The following is a 13,468-nucleotide window of genomic DNA, read 5'->3' on the forward strand; positions in this document are numbered from 1 at the left end:
GTCTCCTTCGGTGGTGGTCTTCAGTTCAGGCTGCCAAACAACTGACGCCGTGCGTCGTCCATGAAGCTCTGGGATTTCTTGCAGCTCGGGCACAAGGACGGGGCTTCGCTGCTGCCGTCGCTCGGGTCCGCAAGCTGGTGTGGCGTGTAGCGCTCGCCACAAGATCGGCAGCTGCGTCGGTGGTGCGAGATCAAGGTGTGAACACCCGATCGACCACGATGCGGCGTGAGCTGCAATGCCCCCTCGGGGCAGGCGCGTTCGCACACGCCGCAACTGATGCAGCGCTGGGCATCGAACTGCAGGTGCGCGCCGATGCCGTTGTCGGCCACGGTCAGAGCCGCCGTCGGGCACAAGGCCACGCACATGCGCCGGTCGCAGCAATCGCCGCTCACGTGGATCGTGGCAAACACTTCGGCGGGCACCTCACGCTCGGCTTGCTCGGCCAGCCGGCGCATGGCTTGCAGCACGCGGGTTCTCTCGGGCGCGGCGCGTCGCTCCGACGCGGGGTAGGCGGCGCGGCCATCTCCTCCCATGGGAATGGGTTTGGCCCTGTCGCGCCCGGCGGGTCGCTCGAGTGCCGCTCGAAAGAACGAGCGCCGCCCTATGCCGGGTTCGACCGCCTCGGGCTCGGGAATGGTCGTGGGGCGCAGCGCGAGCGGCAGTGGCTCGATCGCGATGGCCGAGTGGCTCGGGACGTCCATGGCCGAGAGCCACAGCCGCGCGGTCTCCAGCGCTGCCTGGGCAGGATGCCCTGCGGCATCACTTCGCCCGTTGGCCTCGCATCCTTGGCACCAGCCGCGATCCACCAGTTGCAACCCCTGCCCTTGCGCTTCATGGGCGAGCACCACCCCAGTGGTGAGCGCGCCCGTGCAAGGCAGGACCAAGGTGCCCGGCGCGAGCCGATCGGGAGGCACCTTGCGGCACTCCACGCGGATGGGGCGCTCAGCAGGCGGCTCGTCCGGTAGAGACGGATCGCGATGGGCGCGGACATCGAAGACCGACTGCAAGCCCGGCAGCATCAAGGCCTCGGTCGGGCAGGCGGCCACGCATTGGCCACAACCGATGCAGGCCTCGCTTAGTTCAACCACCGCCAGGTTCACCTGCAGCGCCTGGGTGGGACAAGCCTGCGCGCAGGCACGGCACTGCCCATGCTTGCTGCGCAGCGGCAGGCAGGCGCCCTCCTCGTGCATGAGAGCGCGATCGGCGCGCAAGGCGCCGCGGCGGGGCTTGTCTCCGTCTTTTGTCATGGCTCCGGCCCGTGGGTGGCCGTGGTGTTCGTCCCCTCATTGCGCAAGCCCCGTGCCAAGCCGCCTGATCACCGATTTCTGCTGTTGAATCAATACGCTTTGGCTCTTTTGGCCATGACAGGCGTGTGTCGTTACGGTTACCTTGGGGTAACACCTGACGCGGTGGATGCCCTATGGGGTTACCTTTGGGTAACGATGCCAGTGCCTTCAACCCAGTCGATCCAGCGCCCCCGGCGGCGCCGCGAGGTGATGCTTGCGGGCCTGACGGCGGTCGTGGCACGACCCGCGTGGTCGCGCGCCGCCGGCGTGCGCTTCGGGCTGACGCCGGTCTTCCTTGACGATCGCGTGCGGCTGCTGCGCCGCTGGGGCAAGGTGTTCGAGGGCACGTTGGGCCACAGCGTGCAGTTCGTGCAGTTCAGCGCCTACAACCAGGTGGTCGACGCCTTGCGCGCAGGCCAGTTGGAGTTCGCCTGGCTGTGTGGCTATCCCTTCGTGCTGCACCGGCGGGACATGCGCCTGGTGGCAGTGCCGCAGTGGCGCGGGCGCCCGCTCTACCAGAGCTACCTGATAGCCGACGCCGACGCGCGCGTGAGCCGCCTGGACGATCTGCAGGGCAAGACCTTCGCGTACTCGGACCCGCTGTCGAACTCGGGCTTCCTGTACCCGCAACACCTGCTGCGCCAGCAGCGGCGCGATCCGGCGCGCCACTTCGGGCGCAGCTTCTTCACCTACTCGCACCGCCATGTCGTGGAGGCGGTGGCGCAGGGGCTGGCGCACGCCGGCGCCGTCGATGGCTATGTCTGGGAAACGCTGGCCGAGATCACGCCTCAGGTCACCGCCCGCACCCGGGTGATCCTGCGCTCGCCCGACTTCGGCTTTCCGCCGATCGTGGCCCCGGCCCAAGGATCGGCTGCCCTGTCGCAGGCATTCCTGCGCGCGCTGCAGGCCATGGGCACCCATCCCGAGGGCCAGGCCGTGCTGCAGGAGCTTCGGCTGGACGGTTTCGTGGCCGGCGAGCCGGCCCTGTTCGACTCCATCGCGGCCATGGTGCGCGGCCAACAGGCCTGAAGCATGCGCAGCGCCTGGCATCGGCCGCTTCGCTACCGCGTCATCGTTCCGCTGGCGATGACGATCGTTGCCTTGGTGGCCGGCATCGCGGTGGCGCTCACCACCTTCGTGCTCGTGGACCGGCACGTGGAGTCCAACGCCGAAGCCGAGACCCACCGGCTCGCCAACACCATGGCCCGCGCCCTGGTGCAACCTGTGCTGCGCAACGACGTGTGGCAGGCCTACCAGCTCGTTCGCGCCTCCACCGAGGTGGCGCCCGCTGCCAGCGACGCCGCGGTGCAGATCGTTGTGCTCGACAACGAACAGCAGGTGTTCGTCTCTCCCACGCCCCGGGCGTTTCCCATCGGTCTTCACGCGAGCGGTTTGCCGCGTGGCATGCACGAGGCCGCGCGCGCCGTGATGACCGGCAGCCCGCCGACCGCGGCGCGTGTGGTGCAAGACGATCCGCCCAGCCTGGTGCTGGCCTCGCCTATCCTGGGCGATGAGGACGAACTGATTGGCGTGGTACTCGCGACGCACCCGCCTGGCATCTCGGCCACACAGCGCGCCAGCGTGATCGGGCGCCTGGGCGTGCTGGGCATGGTGGCCATCGCACTCGTTGGCCTGGCAGGGGGCCTGCTCGGCATCCACCTGACCCGCCCTTTGGCCCGCCTGCGCGAGGTGATGCGCGACACGCCTCGACGTGCCACGGTGCGAGAACAACTCGAGTCCGAAGAACTGGCCCACATGGCGCTGCGCGGCGATGAGGTCGGCGAACTCGCACGGACGTTTTCGGGCATGCTGCGCCAGATCGCCGCGAACCAGGAACTGGAGCGCCACATGCTCGAGGCCGAGCGGCTGGCCAGCATCGGTCAGCTCTCGGCCGGCATCGCCCACGAGGTCAACAACCCGCTGGGTGGCATGCTGGCCTCGATCCAGAACCGCCGCTTGCGCGGCGCCTTCGACGAGGCGACCGCGCGCACGCTCGACGTGCTCGAGCGGGGCTTGCACCAGGTGCACGAGACCGTGCAGGCCCTGCTCAACGAGGCCCGCAGCGAACAGCGCCCCTTGCGAGCCGACGACCTGCACGACCTGGAGCTGCTGCTGCGCCCTGAAGCCGACCACCTGGGGTGCCGGCTGCAATGGGCACCGGGCCTGCCCGAGCTCATGGCGCTGCCCGCCGTGGCCGTGCGCCAGGTCGTGCTCAACCTGAGCCTCAACGCGATCGCCGCCGCGGGTCGGCGCGGCGAGGTCCGGGTCTGGAGCGTTCAGGACGCCCAGGGATGGCGCGTGTGCGTGGGCAACTCGGGGCACGCGCTCGATGCCGAACGGCTGCACGCCCTCACCAGTGGCGCCCAGCGTTCCAGCGATGGGCGCCTGGGCCTCGGGCTGTGGATCACCGCTCGCATCCTGCACACGCTCGGTGGCGAACTCATGCTGGCGACCGAGCCGCCTGCCGGGCTCGCCACGGTGCTGTGCGCCCGCTTTCCCTCTCCAGACGCCCTCCTCCTGAAACGCGTGCCCACCCCCCAGGGAGCCAGCGGCGCGCTCGACGACCTGTATGCACATTGACCTGATCGAAGACGACCCCTACATGGGCGAAGCCCTCACCGAACGCTTGCAGATCGAGGGCTTTGACTGCCGCTGGTGGCGCAATGGCGAGGAAGCACTGGCCGCGGCGCGCGCCAACGAACGGGTCCCCGATGTCGTCGTGAGCGATATTCGGCTGCCCGACCTGGAAGGTCCGGACCTGAAAGACCGCCTGCCGGCGAGCTGGCGAGCTGCGGCCTGGATCTTCATCACCGGCTATGGCACGGCCGCTCAGCGCCACGAGCTGTTGGCCCGCGGCGCGCTGGATTTCTTCACCAAGCCGCTGGACATGGACCGGCTGATGCAGCGCCTGCATGGGTTGCAACCCAGCGCGGTGCCCGCGGCAACCCAGGGCAGTGCGCCGGTGCTGGGCGTCTCCGGCGAAATGCGCCGCCTGCACAGCGTCATCCAGCGCCTGGGCGACCATTGGGACACCGTCCTGATCACCGGCGACTCCGGCGCGGGCAAGGAAGAACTCGCGCGCTGCCTGCACCGCGAGACCCTGGGCGAGGGTGCCCCTTTCGTGGCGGTCAACGCGACCTCCTTGCCCGAATCCCTGATCGAAGCCGAGCTGTTCGGCTACGAGAAAGGCGCGTTCACGGGCGCCAGCCGCCTGCACAAGGGCATGTTCGAGCAGGCCGATGGCGGCACGCTCTTTCTCGATGAGATCGGCGACATGCCTGTGGCCCTGCAAGCCAAGCTGTTGCGCGTGCTGCAGGACCGCGTCATCACGCGCCTGGGCAGCGAGAAGCCCATGAAGGTGCAGGTCCGGCTGATCTTTGCCACGCACAAGCGGCTCAACGAGGAGGTGCGCGCGGGGGGCTTTCGGGAAGACCTGTACTACCGCATCAACGTCGTGCACCTGAGGGTGCCTCCCCTGCGCGAGCGGCCGGAGGACATTCCCTGGCTCGCCCATCGCTTCGTGGAGCACTGGAACGCCACGCACCCCAAGGCGAGGCGCCAGCTCACGCCGGCGGTGGAGCAATGGCTGACGCAGCAGCGCTGGGAAGGCAATGTGCGCGAGCTGCGCAACTGCATGGAGCGCGCCTGCCTGCTGGCACCGGCCAGCGTGCTGGACATCGCCGACCTGGGGCAGCCCATGGACGCGCCGATCGCCCTGGGCCCAAGAAGTCCCGAGACGCCATCGGATGTGCCCGTCCAGCCGCTCGAGCAATTCCTGCGCAGCCAGGAGCGCAGCTTCATCGAGCAGGCGCTCGCGCGCCACGACTGGCAGATCGGCATCACCGCCGACGCCTTGGGCATCAGCCGCAAAAATCTGTGGGAGCGCATGAAGCGGCTGCAGATCCAGTGATCGCGCGGCCAGGCCCCGCCGGGGGGTGCCACAGGTCTAGACGCTTCGCGCCAGATCCATGCGCTTGGCCAAGGCCTCGGCCGACTCCTTGCGCTCGCTGTAGCGGTCCACCAGGTACGGCGAAACGTCCCTCGTGAGCCAGGTGAACTTGACCAACTCCTCCATCACATCCACCACCCGGTCGTGGTACGCGGAGGGCTTCATGCGGTCGTCGTCACCGAACTCCTGGTAGGCCTTGGCCACGGAGGACTGGTTGGGGATGGTGAGCATGCGCATCCAGCGACCGAGCACCCGCATCTGATTGACGGCGTTGAAGGACTGGGAGCCTCCGCTCACCTGCATGACCGCCAGCGTCTTGCCCTGCGTGGGCCGGACCGCGCCCAGGGCGAGCGGGATCCAGTCGATCTGGGCCTTCATGATCGCGGTCATGGCACCGTGGCGCTCGGGCGAGCACCAGACCATGCCCTCGGCCCACTGCACCGCTTCGCGAAGCTCCTGCACCTTGGGGTGCGAATCGGGCGCGTCGTCGGGCAAGGGCAAGCCATGGGGATGAAAGACGCGTGTCTGGGCACCCAGCGCGTTCAGGATGCGTTCGGCTTCCAGGGTCAGCAAGCGGCTGAACGAGCGCAGGCGCGCGGAGCCGTAAAGCAAGAGGATGCGGGGAGGATGGGTCGAGTGCTCGCCGGGAAACAGTCGCGCGGGTTCGAAGGGCTGGAAGCTGGCGTCGTGCAGCTGGGGGATATCAGCAAGATGGGTTGGAGGGTCGAAAGTCATGGCTCGATGATGCCGGTGATTCAAGTGCTTCGTTGAGGCTGTGGGGCGGATTCGGATCCAGTTGGCTTGGGAACGGGCATCGAGCTGAACATGGCCAGCATCACGAGACCGCCCACCGCGGTGACCACCAGGGCGTTCAGGCCCCAGGGGGCCATCAGGCCGGCGAACGCCCACGGCGCCACGGCCTGTGCCATGCGAGCGGGTGCCATGAGCCAGCCTTGCCGTTCACCATAGCCCTGGGACCCGAACACCGCCAGCGGCAAGGCGCCCATGACGATGGTCATCAGGCCATTGCCCGCGCCATGCAACAGTGCGAAGGGAATCGCGGCCACCGGCCCCAGCGCCATCAGCGCCAGTGCGCCCAACGGGTGCAGGGCCACTGCCACGCGTGCCACCGTGATCGCCGACCCGTGGCGCTGCAACACCGCTTCCATCAGGCGCGCCGCCACCTGGGCGGGGCCCAGCATGGCGGCCGCCAGGACGGCCAGGCCGGTGTCCGCTCCTGCGGCCTTGAGCAAGGCCGGCAGGTGGGCCGCCATGGATGTGCCGATGAAGGCGGAGATCGCAAAGGCCAGGGCCAGGGTGATCGCCACGTGCCTCGCCACCGGCGCATCGGGTGTCGCGCGCGAGGCCACCGCCGGTTCAGAAGCGGAGGGCGCGCCCGGCGGCGAGGGCCCACGCAAGCCGGCGTTGAGGGGCAGTCCGAGCAACAGGTGCAAGGCGGCCCAGACCAGGACGGCCGTGCGCCAGTCCCATTCGCTGGCGAGCCAGCTCGTGAGCGGCCAACCGATGGTGCTGGCAAAGCCGGCGATGAGCGTGACCTGGGTGATGGCGGCGCGGGCGCCCGGTCCTCGGGAGCGAACGAGGCTGGCAAACGCTGCCTCGTACAAGCCCATGCCCATCGCTGTACCGACCAGCGCCCACGCAACTATCAGGCTCGCGGCCCCTTGGGCCAGTGCCAGGGTCACGAGGCCCAGCGCAAAGACACCGTTGGACAGCATGAGGACCTGCCGGCCACCGCGCCGGTCGATGGCCCTGCCCGCCGCTGGCCCGACCAGTGCTGCCACGAGCAGTGCACCCGAGAAGGCGGCGAACACCGAAGGAACGCCAATGCCGAGCGAGCGGGCCATCGGCTCCGCCAGGGTGGCCGGCAGGTAGTAGCTGGAAGCCCACGCCAGGGTCTGGCTGACGCCCAGGCGCAAGGTCTCGGGCGCGAGGCCGGGGGCTTCAGGCACGGTGGTTCGCCTCTGTGCGCGCAGGCATGGGGCTCTTCGCAGCGGTGCCGCACCCGCAGCCCTGGCCCGAGGTCCGCTTGGCGTGCTCATCGCGGACGCAGCAGGCCGTTGCATCGACAACGGGGGGGCCGCCGCAGCAGCCGGCAGATGAGGCAGACGGCGCGGATGAATCAGGGCCTTGTGGCCTCAGATCGGTGGAGCACACCCCGGTCTGCGGAAGCTCGAGTTGCACATCATCGGCGGCCGCGAAGTCCCCGGCCAAGGCCGCGGCGACCGAGCGCGCCTGCTCATAGCCGGTGGCCAACAGGAAATTGGGCGCCCGCCCATAGCTCTTGGCACCGATCGCGTAGTAACCGGGCTCATGAGCGTGGGCCAGTTCCCGATGGCCATGGGGACGCACCGTTCCGCAACTGTGCTCGTTGGGATCGATCAGCGGCGCGAGCGCATCGGTACTCTCGAGCCAGGGGTCCAGGCGCACGCGCAGCTCCCGCGTGAGCGTGAGATCCGGCCGCGAACCGGTGGCGGCGATCACCTGGTCGACGGCTTCGATCGGCGCACGCGTCGCGTCGAGCGCCTGCACACGCAGTCCTTCGCCGACCTGCACGAGCTCGGCGATGCCAAAGCCCGTGTGCAGCTCGATGGCGCCCTGCTCCACCTGCTCACGCAGCCCCTGACCCAGCGCGCCCCTCGCGCTCAGGCCGTCCTCACGGACACCGCCGAAGAGACGGCGCAGATCCGTGCCACGCACCGCCCACACCACCTGGGTGCCGGGGGCCTCCCGGGCCAGGGTCACCAGCGCCAGCAGATTGCCGGCCGCCGAGTGGCCAGCACCGACCACGAGGGTGCGCCGCCCTGCGTAGCGGTTGCGCTCGGTACCCAAGACATCCGGCATGCCGTAGGCGATGCGTTGTTGCGCCAGGGCTTCTCCCAGGGCCGGCAAGCCATGCGCCGCCAAGGCGTTGGGCTGCCCCCAGGTACCTGTCGCATCCACGATGGCCCGCACTTGCCACTCCCGTTCACCGGAGGGCGTGTCCACGCGCAACAGAAACGGTGCTGCCTCACGACCACGCCCCAGGACCTTGTCATGACCGCGTCGGGCAATCGCGATCACGCGATGCGACAGACGAAGCCGCTCAGCGATCGCGGGGAGCTCACTCAAGGGGCGCAGGTAGCGCTCGATGAGCTCACCCGCGCTGGGCAGTTGCTCGTTCGACGGCACGTCGATTCCCGCTTGCTCGAGCAGTGCGCGAGCCACTGGGTCGACGTTGAACCGCCAGGGCGAGAACAGGCGGACATGCTGCACACGCGCGACGTGCTCTGCAACGCGCTCGGCCCCTTCGAAGATCACGAACGGCAGGCCATGCCGATGCAGGTGGGCGGCAGCGGCTAGGCCAACGGGCCCTGCGCCGAGCACGGCGATCGGCAGACCGGTGCCGGCTGTGGTGTCGATGGGCATGGACATGATGGGCTCCTTCGTGATTCGTCGTTTTACGAATGAATGGACAAAAAAGAGAGGCGCTCTGCTCAGAGCGCCTTCACCAGTCGCTTGAGGACCGCCAGGCGATCGGGGTTGACGCAGTAGCAGGTGCGCTGCTCCTCGGACGACCCCAGCAGGAGGCCCGCCTCCTTGAGCACCTTCACGTGCTGCGAGGTGGTCGATGGGGCGAGGCCCACCACGTCGGCGAGGCTGCCGAAGTAGCAGGTGCCTTGCTGCGCCAGGTACTGCAGCAACTGAACGCGGGCCGGGTGGGCCAGCGCCTTGCACAGCACCGCCAGCTCCTCGGCTTGCAGTTCGTCGTCGGGGGCCACGTCGGCGCAAGTGCCGCACGTGGCGTCGGAGGTTTTGGCCATTGAACGAGCCTGGGGAGGCAAAAATTCGTTGTTCGTAGTTTAACGAACAACGAACGCCCGTCAAGTACCCTGCTGCACCGCCGCGGTACGCATGGGCTTCCAGCGGTTGACCACGCCCACCAGCGAAAGCATCACCGGCACCTCCACGAGCACCCCCACCACGGTGGCCAAGGCGGCACCCGAGTTCAGGCCGAACAACGAAATCGCCACGGCGACCGCCAGCTCGAAGAAGTTCGATGTGCCGATCAGGCACGCCGGCCCTGCCACGTTGTGCGGCAGCTTCAGCCAGCGCGCGCCCCACCACGTCAGGAGAAAGATGCCGTAGGTCTGGATCACCAGGGGAATCGCGATCAAGACGATGATGAGCGGCTGACTCAGGAGGGTGTCCGCCTGGAACCCGAACAACAGCACCACGGTGCCCAGCAGACCCAGCACGGACCAGGGCTTGAGCCGGGCGACCAGCTTAGACAACGCCCCGGGCCCGCGCCTGAGCAGCCACGAGCGCGTGAGCACGCCCGCCACCAGGGGCAGCACCACATACAACACCGTCGACAGCAGCAAGGTGGACCAGGGCACCGAGAGTTCGGTGACCCCCAGCAGGAAGGCGGCGATCGGCGCGAAGGCCACGACCATGATGAGGTCGTTCACCGACACCTGCACCAGGGTGTAGCTCGCGTCGCCGCGCACCAGCTGGCTCCAGACAAACACCATGGCGGTGCAAGGGGCCACACCCAGCAGGATCATGCCGGCGATGTACTCGCTCGCCGAGCGCGGATCTACCCAGGGAGCGAAGAGGTACTGGAAGAACAGCACGGCCAAGGCGGCCATGGTGAATGGCTTGACCAGCCAGTTGATCACGATGGTGAGCAGCAGGCCCTGCGGCCGTTGGCCGACCTCGCGCACGGCGCCCCAGTCGACCTGGACCATCATGGGGTAAATCATCACCCAGATGAGCACGGCGACCACCAGGTTGACGTGCGCGACCTCCAGCGCCGCCACCTGGGCGAACACCGCAGGCGCGGCACTGCCCAGCGCCACGCCGGCGACGATCGCCAACGCCACCCACAGGCTGAGCCAGCGCTCGAACAAGCCCATCAGACGGCCTCTCCCACCGGCTTGCCCGTGAGACCGATACGGCCGAGTTCCTTCTGCAGCGACAGGCGATCGAGCTTGTCCAGGGGCAGCGCGAGGAAGATGGCGATGCGACGGCTCAAGACGAGCAGCGCGTCGTTGAAGGCCTGCCGGCGCTTTTCCTCGGTGCCGGTCACCGCCGCCGGGTCCTCAACGCCCCAATGCGCGGACATCGGTTGACCGGGCCAGATGGGACAGACTTCGCCCGCGGCCTTGTCGCACACGGTCAGCACGAAATCCATCTCGGGTGCGCCTGGCGCGGCGAACTCCTCCCAGCTCTTGCTGCGAAGTGTGGACGTGTCGTAGCGGTTGCGCTGGAGCAGGTCAAGCGCCATCGGGTTCGGTTGCCCCGCGGGCTGGCTGCCCGCGCTGAAGGCGCGAAAGCGCCGGCCCCCGAGCTGATTGAGCACGGCCTCGGCCATGAGGCTGCGGGCGGAGTTGGCCGTACAGATGAACAGGACGTTGTAGGGTTTGGTTTCCATGGTGCTCCTTTCAGCACGTGGTGCAGTTGACGGTGGTGTTGGCGGTGAGCTCGCATGCCTGGCCTTCGCAGCAGTGCTCGGTGAGGTAGCCCAGCAAGGCATTCATGTGCGAGAAGTTGGCGCGGTAGATGAGGTGGCGCCCGTCGCGCTCCTGCGAGATCAGCTCGCTGCGGTGCAACTCCTTGAGGTGAAATGACAGGGTGGTCGCGCTCGCCTCGAGTTGTTCGGCGAGATCGGTGGGCGTCAGGCCACCGGGGCCTGCCTGGACCAGCGCGCGAAAGGTGCGCAAGCGGGTGACCTGGGCCAGGGCCGCGAGCGCTTGAACGGCATCGGTTTCGTCCATGGGGATCTCCTCAGGTGCCTGCGCGCGGCGCGGGCGATGTGGCCGTCTCGGGAAGACGGGTGATGGGCAGGCGCAGGGTGACGAACCAGCAGGTGGCCAACATCAGGGCGGAGCCGGCAAGCGTCCAGCCCAAGCCGCCCCACTGGTAGAGCAGCCCCGACATCAACGTGCCGAAGAAGCGGCCCAGGGCATTGGCCGCGTAGTAGAAGCCCACGTCCTCCGCCGCCTTCTCGCTGCCCGCATAGGCCAGCACCAGATACGAGTGCACGGACGAGTTGACGGCGAAGGCGAAGCCGAAAGCGGCCAGGCCGGCCACCACCACCCATTGCAGTTGGGGCACGTCCGCGACAACTGCCACGACCAAGGCGGCAGGAATCAGTGTCAGCACCGCCGACCAGGTGCGTGCGGCCGGCACCTCGCGGCTCAGCCCATCCGCACTGCGGCGCACGATCTGCGGTGCCAGCGCCTGCACCAAACCGTAGCCGATGGTCCACGCCGCAAGAAAACCGCCCACCATGGTGAAGGTCCAGCCCTGCGAGTAGAGGAACACCGGCACGCCGACCACGAACCACACGTCGCGCGCACCGAACAGGGCCACGCGCGCGGCGGCGAGCGCATTGATACCGGGATTCTTGGCGAAGAGTTCCTTCGCGGACTTCGAGGCCTTGCTCTTGCCCATCAGGGTGGGCAGCGAAGCGATCACGCCGATCAGCACCAGCGCCAGCGCGGCGGCCATGAGCCACAGAGCATGGCGAAACCCCAGGGCCTGCAGAAGCAGCCCGCCCAGGAAGAAGCCCACGCCCTTCATGGCGTTCTTGCTGCCGGTGAACCAGGCCACCCATTTGAAGAGCTGGCTGTTGCTACCACCGCCCTCCTTCGCCTGCGCGCTCGTGACCTTGATGGCCGACTTGCTGGCGGTCTTGGTCAGGTCCTTGGCCACGCCGCAGATGCCCTGTGCCAGAACCACCCAGGCCACGGACGCCGCGGCTGTCCACCCGGGATTGAGAAACGACAAGAGCGTGAAGCCGATGATCTGCGTGCTCAGCCCCACGGTGAGCATGCGGGTGATGCCGTAGCGTGTAGCCAGCCAGCCGCCGATGAGGTTGGCCAGGACGCCCGCGGCTTCGTACAGCAAGAACAGGAAGGCCAGCGTGAACGGCGAGTAGCCCAGGCCGTGGAAGTGCAGCAGCACCAGCATGCGCAGCGCGCCGTCGGTGAGCGTGAAGCCCCAGTAGGCGGCCGTGACGATGGCGTAATGGCGAACGGCGCTTTGCATGTCGAGGATGGGATCAGAGACCAAGGCTCTCGAGGTGGCAGGCCAGGTCGACCATGCGGCAGGCATAGCCCATCTCGTTGTCGTACCAGGCGTAGACCTTGAGCAAGGTGCCGTCGGTCACCATGGTCGAGGGCGCGTCCACGATGCTCGAGCGCGTGTCGCGTGCGTAATCCGCGCTCACCAGCGGGCGCGTCTCGTAGCCCAGGATGCCCTGCAGTGGACCGCTCTTCGCGGCGGCTTCGAACAAGCCGTTCACCTCTTCGGGCGTGGTGGCGCGCTGCAGCTCGAACACACAGTCGGTGAGCGAGGCATTGAGCACCGGCGCGCGCACGGCGTGGCCATTGAGCTTGCCCTTGAGTTCGGGGTAGATCAGCGCGATGGCGGTGGCGCTGCCGGTGGTGGTGGGCGCCAGACTCGCCATGGCGCTGCGCGCGCGGCGCAGGTCCTTGTGCGGCGCGTCCACCACCACGTTGGTGTTGGTCGGGTCGTGAATGGTGGTGATCTGGCCGTGGCGGATGCCGATGGCCTCGTGCACCACTTTCACCACGGGTGCCAGGCAGTTGGTGGTGCAGCTCGCGGCGGTCACGATGCGGTGCCTCGCGGGGTCGTAGAGGTGGTGGTTCACGCCGACGACGATGTTGAGCACATCGCCCACCTTCACGGGCGCGGCCACGATGACGCGCTTGGCGCCGCGGTCCAGGTGGCCTTGCAGCGTCTCGGGCGTGAGGAACTTGCCGGTGCACTCCAGCACCAGGTCCACGCCCAGATCACCCCAGGCAATCTCGGCGCTCGCGACATGGCTCGTGAACCCCAGGCGACGCTGGCCGATGCGAACCACGTCCTCGCCCTCGGCCGCGATGTCCTCGCGCCAGCGGCCCTGCACCGTGTCGAAGGCCAGCAGGTGGGCTGTGGCGGCTGCACCGCCCTTGATCTCGTTGAGGTGCACCACTTCCAGCCGGTTGCCCGCTCGGGGGTCGTCGTGCTGCCGCTCGGCCGCGCCCAGCGCGGCCCGCAGTGCGAGGCGACCGATGCGTCCCATCCCATTAATGCCTACTCTCATTGCAGCTTCTCTCCACGTCAATATTTCAATAATACTCGAATTATTGAATTTGAAATGACAAGAGCGTGACAGGAGCCTGCTCGGCAGGGGCACGAAGTCAGGAACTTCAGAAGGCTTCTC

Annotated in this window: 13 protein-coding genes; 3 read left to right on the plus strand and 10 right to left on the minus strand. The window is 68.0% G+C overall.

Annotation, left to right across the window (positions count from 1 at the left end; translation table 11 throughout):
- Nucleotides 1–20: 20 nt before the first annotated feature.
- Nucleotides 21–1,247, minus strand: a complete 1,227-nt coding sequence (locus GTO19_RS14260) for a 4Fe-4S dicluster domain-containing protein (RefSeq protein WP_291021676.1) — start codon at nt 1,245–1,247, stop codon at nt 21–23.
- A gap of 195 nt (nt 1,248–1,442) precedes the next feature.
- Between GTO19_RS14260 and GTO19_RS14265 the strand changes: the two genes are divergently transcribed.
- The 3 genes from GTO19_RS14265 to GTO19_RS14275 are packed head-to-tail and all read left to right on the plus strand — an operon-like array spanning nt 1,443 to nt 5,196.
- Nucleotides 1,443–2,315, plus strand: a complete 873-nt coding sequence (locus GTO19_RS14265) for a PhnD/SsuA/transferrin family substrate-binding protein (RefSeq protein ID WP_291026664.1) — start codon at nt 1,443–1,445, stop codon at nt 2,313–2,315.
- Nucleotides 2,316–2,318: 3 nt separating this feature from the next.
- Entirely contained in the window at nt 2,319–3,866 is a 1,548-nt protein-coding gene (locus GTO19_RS14270) for a sensor histidine kinase (protein ID WP_291021678.1), read from the plus strand.
- Entirely contained in the window at nt 3,856–5,196 is a 1,341-nt protein-coding gene (locus tag GTO19_RS14275; protein WP_291021679.1) for a sigma-54 dependent transcriptional regulator, read from the plus strand. The genes GTO19_RS14270 and GTO19_RS14275 overlap by 11 nt, the downstream gene beginning before the upstream one ends.
- A 36-nt stretch (nt 5,197–5,232) precedes the next feature.
- Here the strand turns inward: GTO19_RS14275 and arsH are convergent, their stop codons facing one another.
- From arsH to GTO19_RS14320, 9 genes are all read right to left on the minus strand, one after another.
- Entirely contained in the window at nt 5,233–5,970 is a 738-nt protein-coding gene (gene arsH, locus GTO19_RS14280; RefSeq protein ID WP_291021680.1) for an arsenical resistance protein ArsH, read from the minus strand.
- A gap of 20 nt (nt 5,971–5,990) precedes the next feature.
- Nucleotides 5,991–7,205, minus strand: a complete 1,215-nt coding sequence (locus tag GTO19_RS14285; protein ID WP_291021681.1) for an MFS transporter — start codon at nt 7,203–7,205, stop codon at nt 5,991–5,993.
- Nucleotides 7,198–8,667: an FAD-dependent oxidoreductase gene (locus GTO19_RS14290; protein WP_363302967.1), complete on the minus strand. Its 1,470-nt coding sequence runs from the start codon at nt 8,665–8,667 to the stop codon at nt 7,198–7,200. The genes GTO19_RS14285 and GTO19_RS14290 overlap by 8 nt, the downstream gene beginning before the upstream one ends.
- A gap of 62 nt (nt 8,668–8,729) precedes the next feature.
- Nucleotides 8,730–9,056 carry a helix-turn-helix transcriptional regulator gene (locus GTO19_RS14295; protein WP_291021682.1) on the minus strand — a complete coding sequence of 109 codons (327 nt, stop codon included), beginning with the start codon at nt 9,054–9,056 and terminating at the stop codon, nt 8,730–8,732.
- A 60-nt stretch (nt 9,057–9,116) separates the two neighbouring features.
- Nucleotides 9,117–10,151 (minus strand): ACR3 family arsenite efflux transporter, encoded by a 1,035-nt coding sequence (gene arsB, locus GTO19_RS14300; protein ID WP_291021683.1) that lies wholly within the window; start codon nt 10,149–10,151, stop codon nt 9,117–9,119.
- On the minus strand, nt 10,151–10,669 hold the full coding sequence (locus GTO19_RS14305) for an arsenate reductase ArsC (protein WP_291021684.1): 519 nt from the start codon (nt 10,667–10,669) through the stop codon (nt 10,151–10,153). The genes arsB and GTO19_RS14305 overlap by 1 nt, the downstream gene beginning before the upstream one ends.
- Nucleotides 10,670–10,679: 10 nt before the next feature.
- Nucleotides 10,680–11,012: a helix-turn-helix transcriptional regulator gene (locus GTO19_RS14310; RefSeq protein ID WP_291021685.1), complete on the minus strand. Its 333-nt coding sequence runs from the start codon at nt 11,010–11,012 to the stop codon at nt 10,680–10,682.
- A gap of 10 nt (nt 11,013–11,022) precedes the next feature.
- Nucleotides 11,023–12,288, minus strand: coding sequence for an organoarsenical effux MFS transporter ArsJ (gene arsJ, locus GTO19_RS14315; RefSeq protein WP_291021686.1), 1,266 nt, complete (start codon nt 12,286–12,288; stop codon nt 11,023–11,025).
- A 13-nt stretch (nt 12,289–12,301) separates the two neighbouring features.
- Nucleotides 12,302–13,348: an ArsJ-associated glyceraldehyde-3-phosphate dehydrogenase gene (locus GTO19_RS14320; RefSeq protein ID WP_291021687.1), complete on the minus strand. Its 1,047-nt coding sequence runs from the start codon at nt 13,346–13,348 to the stop codon at nt 12,302–12,304.
- Between the last annotated feature and the right edge of the window lie 120 nt (nt 13,349–13,468).

This window comes from Hydrogenophaga sp. (assembly GCF_011772445.1).
Taxonomy (GTDB): Bacteria; Pseudomonadota; Gammaproteobacteria; order Burkholderiales; family Burkholderiaceae_C; genus Hydrogenophaga.